Annotated in this window: 19 protein-coding genes; 14 read left to right on the forward strand and 5 right to left on the reverse strand. The window is 76.7% G+C overall.

Annotated features, from left to right (window positions below; all coding sequences use genetic code 11):
- Nucleotides 1–4: 4 nt before the first annotated feature.
- The 6 genes from K1Y72_RS15035 to K1Y72_RS15060 all read left to right on the forward strand — a co-directional run bounded on the left by K1Y72_RS15035 (nt 5) and on the right by K1Y72_RS15060 (nt 5,986).
- Entirely contained in the window at nt 5–691 is a 687-nt protein-coding gene (locus K1Y72_RS15035; RefSeq protein WP_220166915.1) for an endonuclease V, read from the forward strand.
- A gap of 79 nt (nt 692–770) precedes the next feature.
- The gene (locus K1Y72_RS15040) at nt 771–1,172 is read left to right on the forward strand and encodes a Zn-ribbon domain-containing OB-fold protein (protein ID WP_220166916.1); all 402 of its coding nucleotides are present in this window, start codon (nt 771–773) and stop codon (nt 1,170–1,172) included.
- Entirely contained in the window at nt 1,169–1,525 is a 357-nt protein-coding gene (locus tag K1Y72_RS15045; protein ID WP_220166917.1) for a VOC family protein, read from the forward strand. The genes K1Y72_RS15040 and K1Y72_RS15045 overlap by 4 nt, the downstream gene beginning before the upstream one ends.
- A 29-nt stretch (nt 1,526–1,554) precedes the next feature.
- On the forward strand, nt 1,555–3,126 hold the full coding sequence (locus K1Y72_RS15050) for a class I adenylate-forming enzyme family protein (protein WP_220166918.1): 1,572 nt from the start codon (nt 1,555–1,557) through the stop codon (nt 3,124–3,126).
- A gap of 6 nt (nt 3,127–3,132) precedes the next feature.
- Nucleotides 3,133–5,238, forward strand: coding sequence for an acetate--CoA ligase family protein (locus K1Y72_RS15055; RefSeq protein WP_308287084.1), 2,106 nt, complete (start codon nt 3,133–3,135; stop codon nt 5,236–5,238).
- Nucleotides 5,225–5,986, forward strand: a complete 762-nt coding sequence (locus tag K1Y72_RS15060) for a glucose 1-dehydrogenase (RefSeq protein ID WP_220166919.1) — start codon at nt 5,225–5,227, stop codon at nt 5,984–5,986. Before K1Y72_RS15055 ends, K1Y72_RS15060 begins: the two co-directional genes overlap by 14 nt.
- Here K1Y72_RS15060 and K1Y72_RS15065 read toward each other — a convergent pair.
- Nucleotides 5,967–7,463, reverse strand: coding sequence for an amidase (locus K1Y72_RS15065; RefSeq protein ID WP_308287085.1), 1,497 nt, complete (start codon nt 7,461–7,463; stop codon nt 5,967–5,969). The two genes, K1Y72_RS15060 and K1Y72_RS15065, sit on opposite strands and share 20 nt — an antisense overlap.
- Here K1Y72_RS15065 and K1Y72_RS15070 point away from each other — a divergent pair.
- The 6 genes from K1Y72_RS15070 (at nt 7,437) to K1Y72_RS15095 (ending at nt 16,878) form a co-directional block, all read left to right on the forward strand.
- Complete coding sequence (locus tag K1Y72_RS15070) at nt 7,437–7,994, forward strand: TetR/AcrR family transcriptional regulator (RefSeq protein WP_308287086.1); 558 nt, start codon at nt 7,437–7,439, stop codon at nt 7,992–7,994. The genes K1Y72_RS15065 and K1Y72_RS15070 overlap by 27 nt on opposite strands.
- A gap of 575 nt (nt 7,995–8,569) precedes the next feature.
- Nucleotides 8,570–11,239 (forward strand): class III lanthionine synthetase LanKC, encoded by a 2,670-nt coding sequence (lanKC, locus tag K1Y72_RS15075; protein WP_220166922.1) that lies wholly within the window; start codon nt 8,570–8,572, stop codon nt 11,237–11,239.
- 7 nt (nt 11,240–11,246) lie between these two features.
- Nucleotides 11,247–11,387 (forward strand): SapB/AmfS family lanthipeptide, encoded by a 141-nt coding sequence (locus K1Y72_RS15080; RefSeq protein ID WP_220166923.1) that lies wholly within the window; start codon nt 11,247–11,249, stop codon nt 11,385–11,387.
- A 96-nt stretch (nt 11,388–11,483) separates the two neighbouring features.
- A complete protein-coding gene (locus tag K1Y72_RS15085) occupies nt 11,484–13,142 on the forward strand; it encodes an ABC transporter ATP-binding protein (protein WP_220166924.1) in 1,659 nt (552 codons plus the stop codon).
- Nucleotides 13,142–14,866, forward strand: coding sequence for an ATP-binding cassette domain-containing protein (locus K1Y72_RS15090; RefSeq protein WP_220166925.1), 1,725 nt, complete (start codon nt 13,142–13,144; stop codon nt 14,864–14,866). The genes K1Y72_RS15085 and K1Y72_RS15090 overlap by 1 nt, the downstream gene beginning before the upstream one ends.
- Complete coding sequence (locus tag K1Y72_RS15095) at nt 14,863–16,878, forward strand: prolyl oligopeptidase family serine peptidase (RefSeq protein ID WP_220166926.1); 2,016 nt, start codon at nt 14,863–14,865, stop codon at nt 16,876–16,878. Before K1Y72_RS15090 ends, K1Y72_RS15095 begins: the two co-directional genes overlap by 4 nt.
- A gap of 50 nt (nt 16,879–16,928) precedes the next feature.
- On the opposite strand, the gene K1Y72_RS15100 is transcribed toward K1Y72_RS15095, so the two are convergent.
- Nucleotides 16,929–17,567, reverse strand: coding sequence for a LuxR C-terminal-related transcriptional regulator (locus K1Y72_RS15100; protein ID WP_308287087.1), 639 nt, complete (start codon nt 17,565–17,567; stop codon nt 16,929–16,931).
- Nucleotides 17,568–17,988: 421 nt separating this feature from the next.
- On the opposite strand from K1Y72_RS15100, the gene K1Y72_RS15105 reads away from it, so the two are divergent.
- Nucleotides 17,989–18,519: a GNAT family N-acetyltransferase gene (locus K1Y72_RS15105; RefSeq protein ID WP_308287089.1), complete on the forward strand. Its 531-nt coding sequence runs from the start codon at nt 17,989–17,991 to the stop codon at nt 18,517–18,519.
- 6 nt (nt 18,520–18,525) lie between these two features.
- Here the strand turns inward: K1Y72_RS15105 and K1Y72_RS15110 are convergent, their stop codons facing one another.
- The 3 genes from K1Y72_RS15110 to K1Y72_RS15120 all read right to left on the reverse strand — a co-directional run bounded on the left by K1Y72_RS15110 (nt 18,526) and on the right by K1Y72_RS15120 (nt 22,844).
- Nucleotides 18,526–20,745 carry an ATP-binding protein gene (locus tag K1Y72_RS15110; RefSeq protein ID WP_220166928.1) on the reverse strand — a complete coding sequence of 740 codons (2,220 nt, stop codon included), beginning with the start codon at nt 20,743–20,745 and terminating at the stop codon, nt 18,526–18,528.
- Between the two features lie 67 nt (nt 20,746–20,812).
- Nucleotides 20,813–22,153: an ATP-binding protein gene (locus tag K1Y72_RS15115; RefSeq protein WP_220166929.1), complete on the reverse strand. Its 1,341-nt coding sequence runs from the start codon at nt 22,151–22,153 to the stop codon at nt 20,813–20,815.
- 10 nt (nt 22,154–22,163) lie between these two features.
- The gene (locus K1Y72_RS15120) at nt 22,164–22,844 is read right to left on the reverse strand and encodes a response regulator transcription factor (protein ID WP_220166930.1); all 681 of its coding nucleotides are present in this window, start codon (nt 22,842–22,844) and stop codon (nt 22,164–22,166) included.
- Between the two features lie 39 nt (nt 22,845–22,883).
- On the opposite strand from K1Y72_RS15120, the gene K1Y72_RS15125 reads away from it, so the two are divergent.
- Nucleotides 22,884–23,390, forward strand: a complete 507-nt coding sequence (locus K1Y72_RS15125) for a hypothetical protein (protein WP_220166931.1) — start codon at nt 22,884–22,886, stop codon at nt 23,388–23,390.

Below are 23,390 nucleotides of genomic sequence, written 5' to 3' on the forward strand. Positions count from 1 at the left end.
CGGTATGAGGATCGCCCCGCTCCCCGCCTGGCCCGCGGCCGCCGCCGAGGCGGCGGCCGTCCAGGACCGGATGCGCCCGCTCCTCGACCTCGCCTCCCCCGGCCCGCAGGAGCCGCGCACCGTCGCCGGGCTGGACGTCACCTACGCGGGGGACGGCGGCGCGGGCGACCGGCTCGCGGCGGCCGCCGTCGTGCTGGACTTCGCCACCCTGGAGGTCGTCGCGGAGTCGGTGGTGACCGGCGCCTCCCCCTTCCCCTACGTGCCCGGCCTGTTCGCCTTCCGGGAGGTGCCCGCGCTCGTCGAGGCGCTGCGCCGCCTCCCCGCCGCGCCCGACCTGCTGGTCTGCGACGGCCACGGCCTCGCGCACCCGCGCCGCTTCGGCCTCGCCTGCCATCTCGGGGTGCTGACGGGGCTGCCGGCGTTCGGCGTCGCCAAGACGGCGTTCGTCGGCGCGCACGAGCCGCCGGGGCCGCGGCGCGGCGACGCGTCCGCGCTGGTGGACGGCGGCGAGACGGTCGGCCGGGCGCTGCGCACCCGCGACGGCGTGAAGCCGGTCTTCGTCTCGGTCGGCCACCGGATCGACCTGGACACCGCGTGCCGCCACACCCTCGCGCTCGCACGGGAGTACCGGCTGCCGGAGACGACGCGGCGCGCCGACCGGCTGTCCCGCGACGCCCTGGGAGCCGGCTGACGGGCCGTTCCCACCTGGGCGATCCGCCCGCCCTGTCCGCTCTTGTCCGCCTACCAAGCGTGCGCTAGGTTGGTCCGCGATGGACGTCCCGCGCCCCGTGCCCGCGCCGAGCCCGCTGACCGAGCCCTACTGGGCCGCCTGCGGGCGCGGCGAGCTGGTGATCCAGCACTGCGCGGCGTGCGGCCGGTACGTGCACCTCCCCGAGGCGGCCTGCCCCTACTGCGGCGGTACGGACCTGCCCTACGAGGCGGTGTCCGGCACCGGGGCGGTGCACACCTTCACGGTCGTGCACCGTTCGTTCCTGCCCGGCTTCGCGCCGCCCTACACCGTCGCCTGGATCGACCTCGACGAGGGCGCGCGGGTGTTCGGGGACGTGACCGGCTGCCCGCCCGAAGACGTGCGGATCGGGATGCCGGTCCGCGTGCACTTCACCGACCTCGACGGCTTCGGCCCGCTGCCCCACTGGAGGCCCTCACCATGACGCGCATCGGCAACGTCCTCTACCCGGTCAAGGACGTGGCGGCGGCCGCCGCCTTCTACCGCGACGCGCTCGGCCTCGCCGTGAAGTTCCAGGACGGCGACCGGTACGCGGCGCTGGACGGCGGCGGCACCGCCTTCGCGATCGCCGGCCCCGAGGAGGACGTCACCGGGGGCGTCCCGGCCGTCTCGTTCAAGGTCGACGACGTCGCCGCGCTGATCGGCCCGCTCACCGCGGCGGGCGCCGAGGTCGTCCGCGCTCCCGAGGAAGGCCCGCACGAGGTCCGCGCCGCGCTGCGCGACCCGGCGGGCAACGTGTTCGTGCTCTACGCGAGCCGCGAGCAGAGCCGCAAGTAGCAGCCCACCCTGCCCGAAGGAACCGAGCCATGGCGCGAGAGAACTCCCCCTTCAGCAACTACGCCTACGCCATCCTCACCGCGAACGCGCTCCGCACCCCCGACAAGGTGGCGCTGACCTACTGCGGCGACCAGAGCTTCACCTACGACGAGCTGAACCGGCGCGTCAACAAGGTCGCGCACGGCCTGCTCGCCGCCGGGGTGGCCCCCGGGACGCGCGTCGCGTCGCTGATGAACGAGACGCTGCACGTCGCCGAGGTCTACCTCGCCCAGATGAAGATCGGGTCGACGGTCGCGGCGCTCAACCCCTACTGGCCCGCCGACACGCTGCGGCAGGTCGTCGAGCACTCCGAGTGCACCGCGTTCGTCTACGACGCGACGGTCGAGGAGCTCGTCAACGCGATCCGCCCCGAGCTGCCGAACGTCAAGCTGTGGCTGCGGGTCGGCGGCGCCGCCGCCGACACCGTGGACCTGGACGCGCTCGCCGAGGCCGGCGCCGACGCCGAGCCGCCGCTCGGCGGGTTCGGCAACGACCTGCTCGCGCTGTTCTACACCTCCGGCACGACCGGCCTGCCGAAGGCCGTCATGCACACCCACTTCTCCTCGCTGGCGAGCGCGCAGATCTGGCTGGACGTGGACCGCGAGCAGGACTCGGTCATGGGCACCGGCGCCATCATCTGGGGCATCGGCTTCCCCGCCCTCGTCGGCCCGGCGTTCTACGCGGGCATGACGCTGGTGCTGGAGCAGGACTGGGGGCCCGCGAACTTCCTCACGGTCGTGCCGCGCGAGAAGGTCACCCACGTCAGCCTCATCCCGAGCTTCTTCTCGGCGCTGCTCGGCTCCGACGACCACGCGGGCGCCGACCTGTCGTCGCTGAAGGCGATCGTGCTCGGCGGCGAGCCGCTGCTGCCCGGCCTGCGCGAGCGCATCATGAAGCGGCTGCCCGGCGCGGCGATCTACAGCTACTACGGGCAGACCGAGGCGCCCTACACCTGCTTCGGCCGCCAGGACGACGGCAGCCAGGAGATCTCCTCGGTCGGCCGGGCCCGCATGTCGTGCGCGGTGCGCGTCACCGGCCCGAACGGGGACCGGGTCGTCGACGAGGTCGGCGAGATCAACCTGAGCGGCCCGAACGTCATGGCCGGCTACGACAGGCTGCCCGACAAGACCGCCGACGTGCTGCGCGACGGCTGGTACGTCGGCGGCGACGTCGGCCGCATCGACGCCGACGGGTTCCTGTACGTGATCGGCCGCCGCGAGGACGCCATCCTCAAGGGCGGCCAGTGGACCCAGCCGGTCCAGGTCGAGGAGGCCGCGATCGACGTCGAGGGCGTCGCCGAGGCCGGCGCCGTCGGCGTCCCCGCCCACCCCGAGGGCCAGGACGCCGTCGAGCAGCGCATCCTGCTCGCCGTCGTGCCGCGCGCGGGCGCCGCGCTCGACCCCGGCGCCGTGAAGGCCGCGCTCGCCGCGAGGCTGCCCGCGCACCAGGTGCCGGACGCGATCGTCGTGGCCGACGGGCTCCCGCACACCCAGGACGCCTCCGGCGGTCCCGGGAAGCTGCTGCGGCGCGGCATCCGCGACCAGTACGCCGACCGGGTCTGAGGCCCGGTGACCGACCGGGAGGTGAGCGCGCTGTACGAGCACGAGGCCAAGGACTGGATCGGCGGGTTCGGCGTCGCGGTGCCGCGCGGCGCCACCGCCGCCGGTCCCGCCGGCGTGGAGGCCGCCGCCGGGGGCCTGACCCCGCCCCTGGTGGTGAAGGCGTTCGGGCCCGGCCTCGTCCACAAGAGCGACGCCGGGGCCGTCCGCCTCGGGCTCGGCTCGGCGGCCGAGGCCGCGGAAGCCGCCGCCGCGATGGAGGCGGACCTCGCCGCGCACGGCGTCGAGGCCGCCGGGTTCCTGGTGGAGGAGCAGGCCGAGCCGGGCGTCGAAGTGATCGTCGGGGCGGTCCGCGACCCCGCGTTCGGGCCGGTGATCCTCGCCGGGCTCGGCGGGGTGTGGACCGAGGCGCTGCACGACACCGCCCTCCGCCTCTCGCCGATCACCGAGGCCGACGCCCACGCGATGCTCGACGAGCTGCGCGGCCGGGCGCTGCTGGACGGCTTCCGCGGGCAGCCCGCCATCGACAAGGGCGCCCTCGTGAAGGTGCTGCTCGCGGTGGACCAGGCCGTCGCCTCCCTCGGCGGCGCCTTCGGCGAGTTCGAGCTGAACCCCGTCGTCTGCGGGCCGTCCGGCGCCGTCGCGGTGGACGCCCGCCGCCTCGACGCGGACGCGCCCGCCGCGCCCGCGCCGCCCGCGGCGTCCGGCGCCACCGGGGACTTCGACCGGCTGTTCGCGCCGCGCGGCGTCGCGATCGTCGGCGCGTCCACCAAGAAGCCCAATTTCGGCAACATGTTCCTCGGCTTCTACCGGGCCGTGGGGTACTCCGGGCGGCTCGTCGCGGTGCACCCGACCGCGCCCGACATCGACGGCGTCCCGTGCGTCCCGTCGCTCGCGGACGCGGGCGTGGACTACGCGCTCGTCGCCGTCCCCGCCGCGCGCTGCGCCGACGTGGTGCGCGAGGCCCGCGGCATCCCGTTCGTGCAGGTCATGAGCGGCGGTTTCCGCGAGATGGGCCACCCGGAGCTGGAAGAGGAGCTGCTCGCCGCCGCCGGTGAGGCGGGCGTCCGGCTGCTCGGACCCAACTGCATGGGCGTCTACTCCCCCGCCGGAGGCCAGACGTTCATCGGCGGGAAGCCCGGCCTGCCCGGACGGATCGCGGTGGTCTCGCAGAGCGGCGGCCTCGCCGGCGAGGTCGTCAAGGTCGGGGAGCGGCGCGGCCTCTCCTACGCCAAGGTCGCGACCGTCGGCAACAGCGCGGACGTGACCCCCGCCGAGCTCGTCCGGTACCTGTCGGCCGACCCGGACGTCAGCGCGATCGGCCTCTACCTGGAGGACCCGCGCGACGGCCGCGGCCTGTTCGAGGCGCTCCGGGCGACCGGCAAGCCCGTCGTCGCGCTCGTCGGCGGCCGCAGCGGGCAGGGCCGCACCGCCGCCGCGTCCCACACCGGCGGCATGGTGAGCGACGCGCGGATCTGGCCCGCGCTCGCCGCGCAGACCGGCGCGTCCCTGGTCACCAGCCAGGACGACCTGATCGGCGCCCTGGACCTGCTGGACCTGCACGCCGCCCGGGACGTCCCCGGGACGCCCGAGGTGCTCGTCGTCGGCCCGTCCGGCGGGGCGAGCGTCCTCGCCGCCGACGTGTTCGACGGCGCCGGGCTCGCCGTCGCCGGGATCCCGGACGCCGCCCGCGAGGCGCTGCGCGGCCTCGGGCTCGGCGCGGGCAGCTCGCTGGCGAACCCGCTGGAGATCCCGGTCGGGCCGACCGGCGACCCCGCCTTCGTCCGCCGGGCGGTGCACGCCATCCTGGCCGAGCGCCCCTTCCCCGACGTCATCGCGCACGTCAACGTGCAGAGCTTCTTCACCTACGGCGACAGCGCCGAGTCGCTCGTCGCCTACGCGCGCAGCGTCGGCGTCCTGCAGTCGGAGCTGCCCGGCGCCCGCGTCACGCTGGTGATGCGCAACGCCGAGTACGCGCCGCCGGGCGTGGAGGACGAGGCCCGCGCGGCGGCGCGGGCGGCCGGGGTGCCGGTCTACCGGAGCATGGAGGCCGCCGCGGTCGCGGTGGCCGCGGGCAAGCGATACGCGTCGAGGAGCGTTGATGGGACAGCTTGACGGCAAGGTGGCGCTGATCACCGGTGGTGCGCGCGGCATGGGCAAGGCGCACGTGCGGCGGTTCGTCGCCGAGGGCGCCCGCGTGGTGTTCGGCGACGTGCTCGCCGAGGAGGGCGCCAAGCTCGCCGCCGACCTCGGCGACGCGGCGCGGTTCGTCCCCATGGACGTGACCGAGCCCGCCGACTGGGAGCGCGCGGTGGAGACCGCCGCCCGCGAGTTCGGCGCGCTGCACGCGCTCGTCAACAACGCCGGGATCATCCGCCACCAGGAGATCGACGAGATGGACCTGGCGACGTTCAAGCGGGTCCTGGACATCAACCTGGTCGGCCAGTGGATCGGCATCAAGGCGGTCACGGCCGCGCTCCGCGACGCGGGCGGCGGCTCGATCGTCAACGTGTCGTCCACCGAGGGCTTCGTCGGCGCCGCCGGCCTCGCCGCCTACAGCGCCAGCAAGTTCGGCGTCCGCGGGCTCACCAAGTCCGCCGCCCGCGAGCTCGGCAAGTACGGCATCCGCGTCAACTCGATCCACCCCGGCGGCATCCTCACCTCGATGTCGCTGCAGGACGACGTCGTCACCGCGGCCGCCGACAGCGCCGACGCCTTCCTGAAGGCGCTGCCGCTCGGCCGCATGGGCAAGACCGCCGAGGTGACGGGCCTCGTCGCGTTCCTGGCCTCCGACGACTCCTCCTACTGCACCGGCAGCGAGGTCCTCGTCGACGGCGGCATGCTCACCGGCTCGGGCCACTAGCCGGGCGCCGGCCGGTCCAGCCCTCGACCGCCTCCAGCTGCGCGGCCAGCGAGATCAGCGTGGCCTCGTCGGAGTCGTGGCCGAGGAGCTGGGCCCCGATCGGCAGGCCGCTCGCGCTGAGCCCGGCGGGCACGCTCATGCCGGGCCAGCCGAGCACGTTCCACGGCCAGGCGTAGGGGCAGGCCGCGGCCACGCCCGACTGCGTGGCCCGGTACCCCTTCCCGTCGAACGCGCCGACCCTGAGCGGCAGCTTGGCCGTCGTCGGCGTCAGCACGACGTCGGCGACCTCGAAGATCCGCCCGGCGCGGTGGCGCAGCCGGGGGTCCATCCGCCGGGCGAGCGGCAGCAGCCGCCGCCCGGCCGTCCGCCCGATCCTCGCCTCGACCGCCGTCCGGGGCTCGGGCCGCGGGTTCGGCATCGCGTCCAGCCGGTCGGCGACGCCGGCCGTGCCGCGCGGGATGAGGCCGAGCCCGACGAGCCCGTAGTCGGGATCGGCCGGGAACACCTTGTGCCCCAGGCTCGTCAGCCTGCGCGCGAGCCGCTCCACCGCCCGCCGGATCTCCGGGTCGAGGCGCCCGCTCACCCCGAACGCCGTCTTGAACGACACCGCGATCCGCAGCCGCCCCGGGTCGCGCCGCGCGGCCTCGGCGAAGGGCGTGACCGGCGGGTCGAGGCGGTAGGCGTCCTCCTCGCGGCTGCCGGTCAGCACGTCCAGCAGCAGCGCCGCGTCCGCGACGCTGCGCGCGATCGGCCCCCACACCGTGATCCCGTGGAACGGGTCGGTGATCGGATACCCGGAGATCCGCCCCCGCTGCGGCTTGATCCCGACCAGCCCGCTCCAGGCGGCCGGGATCCGGATGGACCCCGCGCCGTCCGACCCGACCGCCGCCGCGACCATACCCGCCGCGACGGCCGCGGCCGACCCGCCGCTGGACCCGCCCGGCGTGAAGTCCGGGTTCCACGGATTGCGGGCCTTCCCGAACCCCTCCGACTCGCTGAACGGCCAGAGCCCGACCTCGCACGTCGTGGTCTTGCCCACCACGATCGCCCCGGCCGCCCGCAACCGCCGCACCTGCTCGGCGTCCTCCTCCGCGGGCCGGTGATCGCCCTGCACGGCGAACGGCGTCGTCTCCCCCGCGACGTCGGTGTCGTCCTTGACGGCGACCGGTACGCCCAGCAGCGGCAGCCGCTCCCCCGCCTTGAGCCGCCGGTCGGCCTCCTCGGCCTCGGCCCGCGCCGCGTCCGCCCGCACCACCCGGAACGCCCCGAGGTCGGCCCGCTCCGCGATCCGCGCCAGCGACCGCTCCACCAGCTCGACCGAGCCGACCTGCCCCGCCCCGAGCGCCCGCACCTGCTCGACCAGCCCGAGCTCGTCCGCCATGCCCGCCTCCGCTCTCGTTCGTTCGAACGAACGATAGCGGCCCGGCCCCCCATGCGGAAGACTGCACCCGTGACCGCCCGCGACCGCATCCTGCACGCCGCCCTGCGCCTCATCGGCGAGCAGGGCGTCGGCGCCGTCACCAACCGCGCCGTGGCGAGGGCGGCCGGCGTCTCGCTCGGCTCGCTGACCTACCACTTCCCGAACCAGTCCGACCTGCTGCGCGAGGCCCTCACCCGGTTCGTGGACGCCGAGATCGGGCGCATCACCGCCCGCGCCGAGCGCCTCCGCGCCGCCGGCCTCACCCCGGCCCAGGCCGCCGACGAGGTCGAGAAGGCCGTCCTGGAGTTCGCCCACGGCCCCGAGCAGATCGCCAACCTCGAACTGCACCTGCACGCCGCCCGCGACCCGGGCATCCGCGACGCCTCGACCCGCTCGGTGGAGGCCTACGACCGCCTCGCCGCCGCCGTCCTGGCCGCCCTGGACATCCCCGACCCCGACCGGCACGCCCCCGCCGTCGTCGCCCTGCTCTACGGCCTCGCCGTCCGCCGCCTCGCCACCGGCGACACCACCGCCGCCGGCACCGCCGAGGCCTTCCGCACCCTGCTCCGCGGCGCCCTCGCCCCCTAGGGGAACGCCGAACGGCCCGCCCGGCTCCAGAGCGGGGTATGCGGAGCCGGACGGGCCGTTCGCCTGTCTCAATCAGGTCCTCGGTCAGAACCCTCAGCCGACGTTCACTCTGCTCTCCAGCCGGTTACCTCCGCCGTCGATGTCGTCGTTGTGACACCCCCGACGCTAGGCCGCCGCCCACACCCCGGGAACCCCTTTAAGCCTCCCTTAGGGATGCCTTCACCCGGCGCCCCCGCCGCCCCGTCCGGCACCGCCCGGTCCGATCGGCCTACGGGTACTTCACCTGCACGGACGCGGGTTTCCAGCCCGCCGGCCGCCGGCGATCAGCGGCGCCCGTCAGCTCAAATGCGCCCTGCGGGCCGGCGGCAACGGCGTGCACACCATGTGCAATCAGATCATCACCGACAGTATCGGGACGGTGTGGGATGGCCTGTGGCATCGCGGGTGCGTGTTGGACACATGGCGGCATGAGTGGATTGTGCACAGGGGGTTGCTGCGGTTCCGACTAGGTGCGGGCCTCTCTGTCGGCGATTCTTTTCTCAACGGCACCGAGGAAACGCCGAAAGGGGGAACGGATGGACGCCTACGAGCCCTACTGCCTCGCGGACTCGCTCTTCTACGACAAGCCCACCCGGCAGCAGACCGATCTCTCCGACTTCCCGATGGTGGACCGCCCGGTGCCCGCCGGCTGGGCGCGGCACGAGTCGGACGTGTGGATGTACTACGGTCCCGCCGACGGGCCGCGCCTGCCCGACCAGGGCTGGAAGGTGCACGTCTCGGCCTGTCTCGACGACGCCGAGCGCGCCCTGGAGGCCTGCTGGGACTACTGCCTGGAGCGCGGGGTCGCCTTCAAGTACCTGCGCGGCCGGTCGGTGCTCATGCTCACCAACTCCAAGTCCGCCTCCCGGGGCGGCAGCGGGAAGCTCGTCACGGTCTACCCGCGGGACGAGGCCGAGCTGGAGACGGTCCTGCGGGACCTGGACGAGCGCCTGGCGGGCGTCCAGGGCCCCTACATCCTGAGCGACCTGCGGTACGGCGAGGGTCCGCTGTTCGTGCGCTACGGCGGTTTCACCGACCGCAAGTGCATCGGCAAGGACGGCGAGCTGGTGCCGGCCATCGAGAACGGCGACGGCGAGCTGGTCCCCGACATCAGGACGACGACGTTCGGCGTCCCCGAGTGGACGACGCTGCCGGCCGTGCTCGAACCGCACCTGGCCGCCCGCAACGCCGTCACCACCAACGGGCTGCCCTACGACGTCGAGAACGTCCTGCACTTCTCCAACGGCGGCGGCGTGTACCTGGGCCGCGACCGGCGCACCGGCGACCGGGTCGTGCTGAAGGAGGGCCGCCCCTACGCGGGCCTCGACGCCGCCGGCCGGCACGCCGTCACGCGGCTGGAGCACGAGCGCGACATCCTGGAGCGGCTGGCGGGCCTGGACGTGGTCCCGGCCGTGCTGGACTACTTCGTGCTCGGCGAGCACCACTTCCTGGTCGAGGAGTTCATCGACGGCAACCCGCTCCAGCGGCTCCTCGTGGAGCGCTACCCGCTGACCCGGGCCACCTGTACCGAGCAGGACGTCGAGGACTACACCGCCTGGGCGCTGGACGCGGTCGCCAGGACCGAGGACGCGGTCCGCCGCCTGCACGAGCGCGGCGTCGTCTTCGGCGACCTGCACCCCAACAACGTCCTCGTCACCGGCGAGGGGCGGTTCGTCCTCATCGACTTCGAGGTGGCGACGCTCGCGGACGACGACGCCCGCGCCATGCTCGCCAACCCCGCCTTCGCGGCACCGCGCGACCGGAGCGGCACGGCGGTGGACGAGTACGCGCTCGCCTGCCTGCGGCTCGGGATGTTCGCGCCGATGACGACGGTCGCGCTGCTCATGCACCGGCCGAAGGTGAAGGGGCTCGCCGATCTCGTCGCCGAGACCTTCCCGGTCCCGCGCGCCTACCTGGACGAGGCTTGCGCGGCGATCCTCGGCGACGGCCCGGCCGAACCACCGCCGCCCGCCCTCGCCGAAGACCCGCCGCCGCCCGGGGCCGCGCCCTGGTGCGTCGTCCGCGACGCCCTGCACCGCGCGATCCTGGCGAGCGCCACGCCCGAACGCGACGACCGGCTGTTCCCCGGCGACGTCGCCCAGTTCTCCGCCGGCGGCGGCGTCAACATCGCGCACGGCGCGGCCGGCGTCCTGTACGCGCTCGCCGAGACCGGATCGGGCACGGTGCCCGACTACGAGGACTGGCTCTGCAAGCGGGTGCTGCACCCCGAGCAGGGCGTCCCCCTCGGCTTCTACGACGGGCTGCACGGCACCGCCTACGTCCTGGAGCGGCTCGGCCGCCGCCAGGAGGCCCTCGACGTCGTCGACATCTGCCTCCGCGAGAACTGGGAGCTGCTCGGCGACAACCTGTACTCCGGGATCGCCGGCATCGGCCTGAACCTGCTGCACCTCGGCGACACCACCGGCGAGGCCGCGTTCGGCGACACCGCGTCGCGGATCGTGCAGATGCTGGGCGACCGGCTCGGCGGACCCGGGGACGTGCCCGAGATCAGCGGCGGCCGGCATCCGCGGGCCGGGCTGATGCACGGATCGTCCGGACCGGCGCTGCTGTTCCTGCACGCCTACGAGCGGACCGGCGACACCGCGCTGCTGGACCGCGCGGCCGACGCCCTCCGGCAGGACCTGCGCCGCTGCAAGCGCGCGAGCGACGGGTCGCTGCAGGTGAACCAGGACTGGCGGCTGCTGCCCTACCTCGACGAGGGGTCGGTCGGCATCGGCCTGGTCGTCGCCCGCTACCTGGCGCACCGCCGGGACGAGGAGTTCGAGCGGGCGCGGCGCGATCTCGCCGCCGTCGCCCGGTCGCGGTTCTTCGTGCAGCCGGGGCTGTTCACCGGCCGCGCCGGCATCATCGCCGCGCTGGCGATGGGGCTGCGGGACGGGCAGGACGACGGCCCCGACCCGCTCCTCGACCACCACGTCCGCGGGCTGCGCTGGCACGCCCTGCCCTACACGGGCGGGCTCGCCTTCACCGGCGACCAGCTCCTGCGGATGTCCATGGACCTCGCGACCGGCACCGCAGGCGTGCTGTTCGCCCTCGGTGCCGCGCTGGCCGCGCGGCGCCCGTTCCTCCCCTTTGTCGGACCGTTCGTCGGTGCTGAGGGAGCCCTGGCCAAGGCGACTCCCCCAGCGGGACACGACCGCGAACGGTTTGCCCACACTAACCCTCTAGAGGGGAAGGAGGTGTAACAACCACATGGTTCTTCTCGACCTTCAGGGTATGCAGGCCCCCGGTGGGGGCGGCGGTCACGGGGGCGGTGGCGGCGGCTCCAGCCTGACCGTCCTGTCCTGCGCGTCGCAGACGCCGAGCAACCTGAGCGTGGCGCTCTGCCACTGAGCGGAAGCGGTTCGGGTGCTCTTCTGAAGTAGGTCTCTGGGCGGCCGTCTCCGGACGGCCGCCCAGGTCCCCTTTCCAGCGACCCGGGGAGGCAGGATGCGGCCGGGCGACCGGCTCGTCGCGCGCACCGTGCGCGGCGCGGGCCCCTGGCAGGCCGTGCTGGCGGTGGCCGTGCTCGGCGGCGCCGCGCTCCAGCTCGCCCTGCCGGCCGTGCTCGGGCACGCCCTCGACGCCCTCACCGGCGGGCGCGGCGACGCCCGCCTCCCGCTCTGCGCCGCCGTCGTCGGCGGCCTCGTCCTCTGCGAGACCGCCGAGGTCTGGGCGGCCGGCGCGTCCGGCGCCCGCGCCTCGTCCCGGCTGCGGGGACGCGCGCTGCGCGCCGTCCTGTGGGGCGGTCCCGCGACGACGCGCCGCTTCACCGAGGGCGACCTGGTGACCCGGGCCGGCGTGAACGCCGAGGAGGTCGGCCGCGCCCCCGACGCGCTCGTGTCGGCGGCGGCCCTCGCCGTCCCGACCCTCGGCGCCCTCGCCGCGCTCGCCCTCCTCGACCCCTGGCTCCCGGCCGTGCTGCTCGCCGGCCTGGTCCTCATCACCCTCGTCCTCCGCGGCTTCCTGCGCGACAGCACCGCCGTCGCGGGCGGCTACCAGCGCCTCCAGGGCGAGATCGCGGCCCGGTTCACCGGCGCGCTCGGCGGCGCCGCCACCATCGCCGCGGCCGGCACCGCGGGCCGCGAGACGGCCCGCGTCCTCGCCCCGCTGCCCGCGCTCCGCGAGCACGCGCTGCGGCTCTGGCGGGCCAACGCCCGCGCGGGCGTGCGGACCGGCGTCACCGTCCCGCTCCTGGAGATCGCGGTGCTGGCCGTCGGCGGCTGGCGGCTGTCCGCCGGCGCGCTCACCGTCGGCGGCCTCTACGCGGCCGCCCGGTACGCCGTCCTCGGCGCGGGCCTGTCGGGCGCGCTCGGCGGGCTCGGCCGGCTCGCGCGGGCGCGCGCGGCCGCCGGGCGCCTCGCCGAGCTGCTCGACCAGCCCCCCGTCGCGCACGGCGACCGGACGCTGCCCGCCGGGCCGGGGACGCTGGAGTTCCGCGACGTGTCCGCGCCCGGCCTGACCGGCGTCGCGTTCACCGTCGCGGGCGGCACCGCGACCGCCGTCGTCGGCCGGTCGGGCTCGGGCAAGTCGCTGCTCGCCGAGCTCGCCGGGCGGCTCGCCGACCCGGCGGCCGGCGCCGTCCTGCTGGACGGCGTCCCGCTGCCCGAGCTGGCCCGCGCCGAGCTGCGCCGCGCCGTCGGCTACGCCTTCGAGCGGCCCGTGCTGGTCGGCGCGACCCTCGCCGACGCGATCGGCCTCGGCACCGGCGACCCGGGGCGCGTGCCGGACGCCGCCCGCGCCGCGTGCGCGGACGGGTTCGTGCGGCGGCTGCCGCGCGGCTACGCCACGCCCGTCGCCGAGGCGCCGATGTCGGGCGGCGAGCGCCAGCGCGTCGGCCTGGCGCGGGCGATCGCGCAGGGCGGGCGGCTGCTCGTCCTCGACGACGCGACGTCCAGCCTGGACACCGTCACCGAGCGGCAGGTGAGCGCCGCGCTCACCGGCGGCGGCGAGCGCCGCACCCGCCTCATCGTCGCGCACCGCCCCGCCACCGCCCGCGCCGCCGACCAGGTCGTCTGGATCGACGCGGGCCGCGTCCGCGCCGCCGGCACCCACGAGGAGCTCTGGCGCGATCCGGGGTACCGGGCGGTCTTCCAGGAGGGCGCGTAGTGGCGCGGCGGCGCGGCGCCCGTCGCGAGGTCGTGCGGGCCCTCACCGCCGACCCGCGGCTGCTGGCGCGTCTCGCCGGATGGTCGGTGCTGGAGGCGGCGCCCGCGCTGCTCCTCGGGCAGGCCGTCGCGCGCGCCATCGGCGACGGGTTCGCCGCCGGGCGGCCGTGGACGGGCGCGGCGTGGCTCGCCGTCCTCGGCGCGGTGTGGGTGGCGGCCGCCTACGGCGCCCGGCAGGTCGTGCTCGCCGTCGCCGCGATGGTCGAGCCGTTCCGCGAGCGGCTGACGGCCCGCGTCGTCGCCGGGACGATACGGAGCGCGGCCGCGGCCGGGCGCCCGCCGGGCAGCGCCGCCGTGGCGCGCTCGACCCTCCAGGTGGAACTGGCCCGCGACGCGCTCGCCGCCGTCGTCATGGTGGTGCGCGGGTTCCTGTTCACCGCGGTCAGCGTGGTGGCGGGGCTGCTGGCGCTGGAGCCCCGGCTGCTGCCGGTGGTGCTGCCGCCGTTCGCCGCCGGGCTCGCGCTGTTCGCGCTGTCGCTGCCCGCCCTCGCCCGCCGCCAGCGCGCCTACCTGCTCGCCGACGAGCGCACCGCCGCCGCGACCGGCGACGTCGCCGCCGGGCTCCGCGACATCACCGCCTGCGGCGCCGAGGACCGTGCGGAGGCCGCCGCCGGGCGGGCCGTCGCCGCGCAGGCCGCGGCGGGGCGGCGCCTCGCCCGCGTCACCGCGCTCCGCACCGCCGTCCTCGCCGTCGGTGCCTGGGCGCCGGTGCTCGCGCTGCTCGCCGCCGTCCCCTGGCTGCGCGACCACGGCGTCGGGCCCGCCGTCGTCGTCGGCGCGCTCGCCTACCTGACCCAGTCGCTGATCCCGGCGTTCACCGGTCTCGTCGAGGGGCTGGGAGTCAGCGCCGTCCGGCTCGGCGTGGCGCTCGGCCGCATCGCCGAGACCGCCGGCCCCGTCCAGCGGCACGCGCTGCCGCCGATCTCGGCGGGCGGGGACGTCCCGCACGTCCTGCTGCACGGCGTCACCTACGCCTACGGCCCGCACGCCGCGCCCGTCGTCGACGGCCTCGACCTCACCGTCCCGGCGGGCGGGCACCTCGCCGTCGTCGGGCCGAGCGGCATCGGCAAGTCGACGCTCGCCGCGCTCATCACCGGGACGCGGCGGCCCGGCGCGGGCCTGGTGCTGGTCGGCGGGGTGCCCGCCGACCGGCTCGACCCGGCCGAGCGGGTGCTGATCCCGCAGGAGGCGTACGTGTTCGCCGGGACGCTCCGCGCCAACCTCTGCTACCACGGCCCCCCGTCGGTGCCGGTGGAGGAGGCGCTCGCGGCGGTCGGCGCGGACGCCCTCGCCGACCGCCTCGGCGGCCCCGACGCCGAGATCGACCCGCGCGCCCTGTCGGCCGGCGAGCGGCAGCTCGTCGCGCTCGCCCGCGCCTACCTGTCGCCCGCCCGGCTGGTGGTGCTGGACGAGGCGACCTGCCACCTGGACCCGGCCGCCGAGGCCCGCGCCGAGGAGGCGTTCGCGCGCCGCCCCGGCACCCTCATCGTCATCGCGCACCGCATCAGCTCGGCCCGCCGCGCCCGCGCCGTCCTGCTGATGGACGGCACCGACGTGCGGTCCGGCACGCACGACGCGCTCGTCGCCACCGCCCCGCTGTACGCCGACCTCGCGGGGCACCGGCCCCCGCCCGGCCGCGACCCCGAACGGGAGCACGCCCGATGAGATACCCGCCCGCCCCGCGCGGCGACGACGCCGACGTCCTGCACGGCCGCCGCGTCCCCGACCCCTACCGGTGGCTGGAGGACCCGGCGTCGCCCGCCACCGGCGCGTGGCTCGCGGCGCAGGACGCGCTGTGGCGGGCGCAGCGGCTCCCCGCGCGCGAGCGGTTCCGCGAGCGGTGCGCGGAGCTGGCGGTCACCGGCACCGTCGGCACGCCCGTCTGGCGCGGCGGCCGCTGCTTCTTCCTGCACCGCGAGGCCGGCCGCCGCCACCCCGAGCTGCGGGTCGTGCGCGAGGACGGCACCGAGCGCGCCGTCCTCGACCCGTCCTGGCTGGACGCCGAGGGCGCCGTCACCCTGGACGCCTGGCAGCCCTGCCCGGACGGGCGGCTCCTCGCCTACCAGCTGTCGAGCGGCGGCACCGAGCTCGCCGACCTGTACGTCCTGGAGGTCGCGACGGGGCGGGTCGTGGACGGCCCGATCGACCGCTGCCGCTACTCCCCCGTCGCCTGGCTGCCCGGCGGCGGCGCCTTCTACTACGTGCGCGGCAACGGCCCCGGCGACCCGGGGCGGCGGGTGCTGCTGCACCGCGTCGGCGACGATCCGGCGGACGACGCCATGGTGTTCGACGGCGGCACCGCCGCCTACGGGCTCGGCCTCGACACGGACGGGCGGTGGCTGCTGGTCGCCGCCGCCGACGGCCTCGCCCCGCGCAACGACCTGTGGATCGCCGACCTGGCGGGCGGCGACCCGGGCGCGCCCGCGTTCCGGGCGGTCCAGGAGGGGCGGGCCGCCCGGAGCGTCGGGGCGGTCGCGCGGGACGGCCGCCTCTACCTGGTCACCGACGACGGCGCGCCGCACGGCCGGATCTGCGTCGCCGACCCCGCCGAGCCCGGCGCGTGGCGCGAGCTGGTGCCCGAGGACCCGGGCGCGGTCCTCGCCAACTTCGCGCTGCTGGACCGGCCCGGCGGCGGCCACGTCCTGCTCGTCGCGCGGCTGCGCGACGCGGCCGGCGAGCTCGCCCTGCACGACCCGGAGACCGGTGAACGCGCCGGCGAGGTGCCGCTACCGGGTGCGGGCACCGTCGGCGCGCTGTCGGGGCGTCCCGAGGGCGGCACCGAGGTCTGGTTCTCCTACACCGACACGGTGACGCCCGAGTCGGTGTGGCGCCACGACCTCGCCACCGGCGCCACCGTCCCGTGGCGCGCCGCGCCGGGCACCGTCCCGGACGTGCGCACCCACCGGCTGGTGGGGACGTCCGCCGACGGGACGCCGGTGCCGATGACGCTGATCGGCCGCCCGTCCGACGGCGGGCCGCGTCCGACCCTGCTGTACGGCTACGGCGGGTTCGGCGCGGCGCTCGGCCCCCGCTACGCCGCCGACGCGCTCGCCTGGGTCGAGGCGGGCGGCGTCGTCGCCGTCGCCCGGCTGCGCGGCGACGGCGAGCGCGGCGCGGGCGCGCACCGGGCGGGGACGCGCGGCGGCCGCGAGCGCGTCGTGGAGGACCTGGCGGCCGCCGCCGAGCACCTCGTCGCCGAGGGCTGGACGACCGCGGACCGGCTCGCGGTGTGGGGCGAGTCCAACGGCGGGCTGCTCGCCTGCGCGGCCGTGACGCGGCGGCCCGAGCTGTTCGCCGCCGCGGTGTGCCTGTCGCCGCTGGCGGACATGGTCCGCTACGAGCGGTCGGGGCTCGGCCCGGCCTGGCGCGAGGAGTTCGGCACCGTCGAGGACGCCGGCGACTTCGCGGCGCTGCTCGCCTACTCCCCCTACCACCGGGTGCGGGCCGGGGTGGACTACCCGGCGGTGCTGCTGGCGGCGGGCGGCGGCGACGGGCGCGTCGACCCGCTGCACGCCCGCAAGATGTGCGCGGCGCTGCAGGGGGCGACGGCCGGCGACCGGCCCGTGCTGCTGCGCCACGAGGAGGGCGTCGGGCACGGCGCCCGCGCCGCCGACCGCGCCCTGGACCTCGCCGCCGACCTGCTGGCCTTCGCCGCCGCCCGCACCGGCCTGGCCTGATGCCTGATGCCTGATGCGGCGCGGCCCGCCCGGCGGGCCGTCCGCGGGGGTCACAGCCAGCCGTGCTCGCGCGCCTTGCTCACCGCCTCGACCCGGGTGCGGGCGCCCATCTTGGTGAGCGCGCGGGCCAGGTAGTTGCGGACCGTCCCGCTCGACAGGTACAGCTCGCCGGCGATCTCGGTGACGGTGCCGCCCTGCGCGGCGGCCCGCAGCACCTCCAGCTCGCGCGGGGTGAGCGGGCTGCGGGCCGCGCCGATCTCGGCGAACGCGAGCGCGGCGTCGATGACCTGCTCGTCGCGCGCGACGCGGCGCACCGCGTCGGCGAGCTCGGCCGGCGAGATGTCCTTCATGACGAACCCGGCGGCGCCCGCCGCGACGGCGCGGCGGAGGTCGCCGGGGCGGCGCCGCTCGGCCATGATGACGACCCGGCAGGCCGGCGCCTGCGCGAGGACGGCGCCGGCGGCGGCGATGCCGTCGCGGGCGGACGGGTCGCCGGCGGACTCCTCGCCCGCCAGGTCGATGTCGATCAGCGCGACCCGGGGCTGCGAATGCCGCACGGCCGCGGCGAGTTTACTGCGGGACTCCACCGTTTCGACCACGGATATATCGGGCTCGTTCGCGAGCAGCGCCACCAGTCCGCTGCGGAAAAGCTGAAGATTCTCGGCAATCACGATACTGATCACGTTCACCTTCTCCTGAACGCGGGCCGACCGGGGTCCGCGACCGTCGGGGGACGTCTTACCGGGACGGGGGAGACTGTGATCACGGGGGTGGGAGGGATGTTCCTGAGCAGGGCATATCGCCGCCTTAACCGGGCTGAGTCGAGGGGCCATGACACAGGGTGAACGACTTTCACCGGCGCGTCAAATAAGACAATAGGCGCATACCGTTTGGTAGCCCCGGCAACCTCTCCGAGAAACGCCCGACCCTGTCCGCACCGGGGTGCCGATCCTCCGAATCGACGGCCTTGACCGCAACTCTTCAAGCAAAGAGAGAGTAAAGGACGTCGGACCGATACCGGCCATCATCTCCCTCTTCCCTTTTAGGTAGGTTATTCACCGACGCCCCGGAAACGGACCCGCACCCCTGGCCCGCCCGTAGGGTGGAGGGGTGGACCGAACCGAGCACGGCGGCGTGCGCGTCCGGCGCGGCGGCGCGGCCGACGCGCCCGCGATCCTGGCGATGCTGGACGGCGCCGTCGCCTGGATGGCGGCGCGCGGCAACACCGGCCAGTGGGGCGCGAGCCCCTGGACCGCCGACCCGGCGCGCGTCCGGCGGATCGTCGACCAGACGCGCCGCGACGAGGTGTGGATCGCCGAGCTGGACGGCCGGACGGCCGGCGCCATGACGACCGGCACGGGCCCCGCGCACGCCGAGATCCCCGCCGCCGGCGAGCCCGAGGTGTACGTGACGCTGCTCGTCACCGACCGCGCCGCCGCCGGGCGCGGCGTCGGGTCCGCCCTGCTGGAGCTGTCGGTCGACCTCGCCCGCCGGCGGGGCCTCGGCCTCGTCCGCGTCGACTGCTACGCGGGCAACGGCGGCCGCCTCGTCGACTACTACCGCCGCAACGGCTTCGCGCCCGTCGCGCCGTTCACCGTCGACGGCTGGCCGGGGCAGCTCCTCGCCCGCCGCCCCGCCTGACCGCGCTCAGCCCCCGACCTCCCCGACCTCCCCGCCCGCCGCACCGGCGAGGCGGGCGGCCACCTGCGCGCGGTCGTGGACGCCGAGCTTGGCGAAGATCCGCGCGAGGTGGGCGTCCACCGTCCGGCGCGCGATCGACAGCCGCTCGGCGACGTCCCGGTTGGTCAGGCCCCCGGCGACGAGCAGCGCGACCTCCCGCTCCCGGCGGGTGAGCGGCGGCGGGGTCCCGGCGGGCTCGCCGAGCGCGACCCGGCACGCCTCCTCCAGGCCGAGCGCGGCGCCCTCGGCGAGCGCCGCGCCGAACGCGGCGGCGCCGAGCGCCTCGCGGGCGCCGGTGAGCGCGCCGCCGCGCAGCGCCAGGTAGCGGGGGCCGATGATGGGGGCGCCGAGGTAGCGCCAGAGCGGCTCGGTCGCGCCCATCAGCACCGCGGCGCGCGCGGCGTCGCCGAGGACGAGCGCGCAGCCGCCGAGGACGTCCACGCTCATCGCGATGCCGAGCAGGTCGCGCAGGTCGCGCTTGACGCGCAGGCACGCGCGGACGTCGGCGACGACGCCCTCGACGTCCTCGCGGATCCAGCAGGCGAGCCCCCGCGTCCACAGCGCGTACGACAGCAGCCACCGGTCGCCGTGCTCGGCGCAGCGGCGCCGGCACTCCTCGGCCAGCTCGCGGCCGGCGTCCGGGTCGCCGGTGAGGGTGCGGACCGCCGACAGCTGCACGAGGCAGAGCAGCGGCAGCGCCTCGTCGTGCCCGGCCGCCCGGTGCAGCGCGATCGCCGCCTCCAGGTGCCCGGGAACGGTGTCCAGGTCGTCGGCGTAGAAGCGGACGTGCGCGGCGGCCTGGTGGGCGTGCGCGCGGACGCCGCCGTCGCCCGGCAGCGCGGCCGCCGCCGCCCACAGCTCCCGCTCGGCGGCCCGCGCCGTCCCCTCGTCCTGCTGGAGCAGCGCGAGCAGGCAATGGACGCCGAGCACGCGGGCGCGGGCCGCCGACGGCGGGCAGGGCAGCGCGAGGACGCGGCCCGTCCAGTGCAGCCCCTCGCGGAGCAGGCCCTGCGCCGTCCAGTACGCCCACAGCGAGCCGGCCAGGTCCATGGCGGCCCCGGGGTCGGCGGCGAGGGCGTGCTCCAGCGCGGCCCGCAGGTCGCCGTGCGCCTCGGCGAGCGGCGCCGGCCAGCCGTCGCGGCCGGTGCTCATGCCGGCCCCGCCCGCGCGGGCGGCCAGGTCGCGGAACCAGGCGAGGTGGCGCGGCCGCAGGTCGCCCGCGAGGTGCTCGGCGCCGAAGTCGCGCAGCGTGTCGAGCATCCGGTAGCGGACGCCCCCGGGGCCCGGCTCGGCCTGCACCACCGACTTGTCGACGAGCCCGGCGAGCGCGTCGAGGACCTCCAGGCCGTCGCCGCACACCTGCTCGGCGGCGGTGAGGTCGAACGTCCCGGCGAACACCGACAGCCGCGCCCACAGCTCGCGCTCGGCGGGCGCGCAGAGCCGGTGGCTCCACGCGACGGTGTCGCGGAGCGTGCGGTGGCGGCCGGGGCGCGCGCCGGCGGCGCCGAGCAGCGCGAACCGGTCGGCGAGGCCGTCGGCGAGGGCGTCCAGCGGCATCGTGCGGAGCCGGACGGCGGCCAGCTCGATCGCCAGCGGGATGCCGTCCAGGCGGGCGACCACCTCGGCGGCGCGGCGCCGCCCGGGACCGTCGATGACCAGGTCCGGCCGCGCCGCCGTGGCCCGCTCGACGAACAGGTCGAGGGCGTCGGGGCCGGGCAGCGGCGGCACCGGCAGCACGTGCTCGCCGTTGGCGCGCAGCGGCTCGCGGCTCGTCACGAGGACGCGGAGCTCCGGCGCGCCGGGCAGCAGCCGGGCCAGCAGCGCGGCGCAGGCGTCCAGCAGGTGCTCGGCGCCGTCCAGGACGAGCAGCGGCTCGCGCTCCGCCAGGTGGGCGACGAGCGCGGCGGGCACGTCGGCGCCGGCGCGGCTCGCGACGCCGAGCGCGGCGGCGACGTGCGGGGCGAGCAGCTCGGGGTCGTGCAGGCCGGCCAGCTCGACGAGCCACGCGCCGTCCGGCGCGGCGGCGCGGGCGGCGAGGCGCAGCGCGAGGCGCGTCTTGCCGACGCCGCCGGGGCCGGTCAGCGTGAGCAGCCGCGCCCGCGCGGGCAGGCGGCCGGCGGCGGCGAGCTCGGCCTGCCGGCCGACGAACCGGCCGGTCGCGGGGGGAAGGTTGCCGGGGACGTCCACGTCCGGCATTCGACCCCGGGTGACCGCCCGATCGCAACCGGTACCGCGGTTTTCCCCCGCGGCGCCGTCACACGCGCGAGTGGCGCCGGCGGACGAGGCGGCGCGGCCGGCGCCGGTTCGGCGGCAGGTAGCGGGTGCGGAACCACATCTGGATCTGCGCGCCGCCGAGGACCGACCGGTGGATGCGCAGGTAGCCGCCGGTGCCCTCGGCGGCGCGGCGGGCGATGTCCAGGCCGAGGCCGGTCGAGCCGCCGCCGCTGCGGCCCCGCTCCAGCGCGGCGGCCGGGTCGTCGATGCCGGGGCCGGCGTCGGCGACCAGGATGCCGGTGACGCCCTGGCCGCGGTGCAGGGTGACGGCGAAGTCGGTGCCCTCGGCGGTGTGCCGGAACACGTTGCCGAGCAGCGCGTCCACGGCGGCGGCGAGCTCCCCGGCGGGCAGCGGCAGCGGCTCGGGCGGCCCGTCGGCGCCGATCAGCTCGCAGCCGCGGCCCTCGTCCTCGGCGAGCACCGACCAGAAGCCCACCCGGTCGCGCAGCACCTTGACCGCGTCGCAGCTGCCGCGCCCGGCGGGCCGCCGCGCGGTGCGGATGATCAGGTCGACCTCGCGCTCCAGCCGGTCCACCGCCTCGCGGGCCTGGTCGGGCACCGGGCCGGCGCCGAGCGCCTCGGTGCTGAGGCGCAGCGCGGCGAGCGGGGTGCGCAGCCGGTGCGACAGGTCGGCGGCCATCTCGCGCTCGGCGGCGAGGAGCTGCACGACGTGGTCGGCCATCGCGTTGAACGCCAGGCCCGCCTCGATGAGCTCGGGCGGCCCGTCGGGCTCCAGCCGGACCGACAGGTCGCCGTCGCCGAACGCGGCGGCGGCCTCGGCGAGCCGCGCGGTGGAGCGGATCATGCGGGCGCCGAGCCGGTCGGCGACCGCGACCGAGCCCGCGACGAGCGCGGCGGCGACCGCCGTCATGACGATCCACGCCTTCCACACCCCGCGCGACAGCTCGCCGCTCGGCAGGTTGACCTCGACGACGGCGATGCGGCCCTCGTCCAGCGACACCGGCTGCAGCAGCGCGTACCCGCCGGGGACGCGGGCGGTGTAGGAGCGGCCGCGGCGGGTCGCCTCGGCGAGCTGGTCGCCGCGGGCGCGCGCGGCGTCGCGCGGGATGAGCGACCCGTCGGGCAGGTGCACGGCCATGCGGTGCGCGGCGCCCGCCTGGGTGCTGGCGACGGCGCGCTCCAGCGAGGCGGGGTCCTCGGTGACGACGAGCACCGGGCCGAGCGCGCTCGCCTGCCGCTCGGCGGCGGTGAGCGCCCGGTCGCGGGCGATCTCGCGGACGGTGAGGCCGAGCGGGATGAGGAAGGCGAGCGCGACCATCGAGGTGACCGCGAGCGACACCAGGACCAGGGTGCGTCTCATGGCCCCGCGCTCACCCGGCGGGCGCGGCGAGCCGGACCCCGACGCCCCGCACGGTGTGCAGGTAGCGGGGCCGGGCGGCGGTCTCGCCGAGCTTGCGGCGCAGCCAGGACAGGTGCACGTCGATGGTCTGGTCGTCGCCGTAGGCCTGCCGCCACACCTCGGCGAGCAGCTCGCGGCGCGCGACGACGCGGCCGGGCCGGGCGGCGAGGTAGGCGAGCAGGTCGAACTCGCGGCGGGTGAGCTCCAGGGCGGCGCCGTCGAGGGCGGCCTCGCGGCGGTCCAGGTCGATGTGCAGACCGCCGACGCGCAGCTCGTTGGCCGGGCCCGAGCGCGCCGACCGGCGGAGCACCGCGGCGACGCGGGCGCTCAGCAGCTCGGCGGAGAACGGCTTGACGAGGTAGTCGTCGGCGCCGGCGTTCAGCAGCCGGACGATGCCGGGCTCGTCGTCGCGGGCGGTGGCGATGATGACGGGCACGTCCGACACCCCGCGCAGCATCTTCAGCACCTCGCCGCCGTCGAGGTCGGGCAGCCCGAGGTCGAGGACGACGACGTCGGGGGTGTCGCGGGTGACCTCGCGGAGGGCGTCCATCGCGGTGCCGGCGCTCCGCACCACGTGCGCGCGGGCGGTGAGGCCGCGGATGAGGCCGGTGCGGATGACGGTGTCGTCCTCGACCACCAGAACGCTTGCCATGACCGAACCGTATGCCACCATGTGCTAATGCGTCGCGCGATGTCATATGTTGCTCCGTGGGCCGGTGCGACGCTGCTCGCCGTGGCCCTCTCCTGGCTCGGCGTCCGCGACGTCGTGCGCGGCGCGGTGTCGGACCAGGCGCCCGCGCCGGTGACCGCCCCCGCCATCCACTCCAGCCCGCCGGCGAGCCCGCCGGCGGGCGCCGCGACCGTCCCGCCGCGGTCGCCGGCCGCGCCCGGCGGCGCGACCATCGCGCCGGCGCCGCGCCCGTCCCCCCGCCCGCCGGGGCGGGGCGGCCCCGCCGAGGCGGCGCCGCGCGAGCCCGTCAACGTGCACAGCTACGCCGTGCGCGGCGGCCGGACGGCGCTGTCGGTCGCGCCGGACCGGGTCTGGCTGGTGTCGGCGATGCCGTCGCCCGGCTACGAGGTGCGCGTCAGCCAGGCCACCGGGTGGCTGCGGGTGGACTTCACCGGCGGCGAGCGCACCTCCTCGGTGATCGCCACCTTCCACGACCACGCCCCCGACGTGCAGGTGTACGAGTACTGA

The organism is Actinomadura parmotrematis (assembly GCF_019458805.1).
Classification (GTDB): Bacteria; Actinomycetota; Actinomycetes; order Streptosporangiales; family Streptosporangiaceae; genus Spirillospora; species Spirillospora parmotrematis.

Coding starts and splice junctions, on each gene's coding strand:
- K1Y72_RS15040 (WP_220166916.1), top strand. CDS start 771: ATGGACGTCCCGCGCCCCGTGCCCGCGCCGAGCCCGCTGACCGAGCCC.
- K1Y72_RS15060 (WP_220166919.1), top strand. CDS start 5,225: ATGGGACAGCTTGACGGCAAGGTGGCGCTGATCACCGGTGGTGCGCGC.
- K1Y72_RS15080 (WP_220166923.1), top strand. CDS start 11,247: ATGGTTCTTCTCGACCTTCAGGGTATGCAGGCCCCCGGTGGGGGCGGC.
- K1Y72_RS15115 (WP_220166929.1), bottom strand. CDS start 22,153: ATGAGACGCACCCTGGTCCTGGTGTCGCTCGCGGTCACCTCGATGGTC.
- lanKC (WP_220166922.1), top strand. CDS start 8,570: ATGGACGCCTACGAGCCCTACTGCCTCGCGGACTCGCTCTTCTACGAC.
- K1Y72_RS15095 (WP_220166926.1), top strand. CDS start 14,863: ATGAGATACCCGCCCGCCCCGCGCGGCGACGACGCCGACGTCCTGCAC.
- K1Y72_RS15035 (WP_220166915.1), top strand. CDS start 5: ATGAGGATCGCCCCGCTCCCCGCCTGGCCCGCGGCCGCCGCCGAGGCG.
- K1Y72_RS15045 (WP_220166917.1), top strand. CDS start 1,169: ATGACGCGCATCGGCAACGTCCTCTACCCGGTCAAGGACGTGGCGGCG.
- K1Y72_RS15085 (WP_220166924.1), top strand. CDS start 11,484: ATGCGGCCGGGCGACCGGCTCGTCGCGCGCACCGTGCGCGGCGCGGGC.
- K1Y72_RS15050 (WP_220166918.1), top strand. CDS start 1,555: ATGGCGCGAGAGAACTCCCCCTTCAGCAACTACGCCTACGCCATCCTC.
- K1Y72_RS15120 (WP_220166930.1), bottom strand. CDS start 22,844: ATGGCAAGCGTTCTGGTGGTCGAGGACGACACCGTCATCCGCACCGGC.
- K1Y72_RS15125 (WP_220166931.1), top strand. CDS start 22,884: ATGTCATATGTTGCTCCGTGGGCCGGTGCGACGCTGCTCGCCGTGGCC.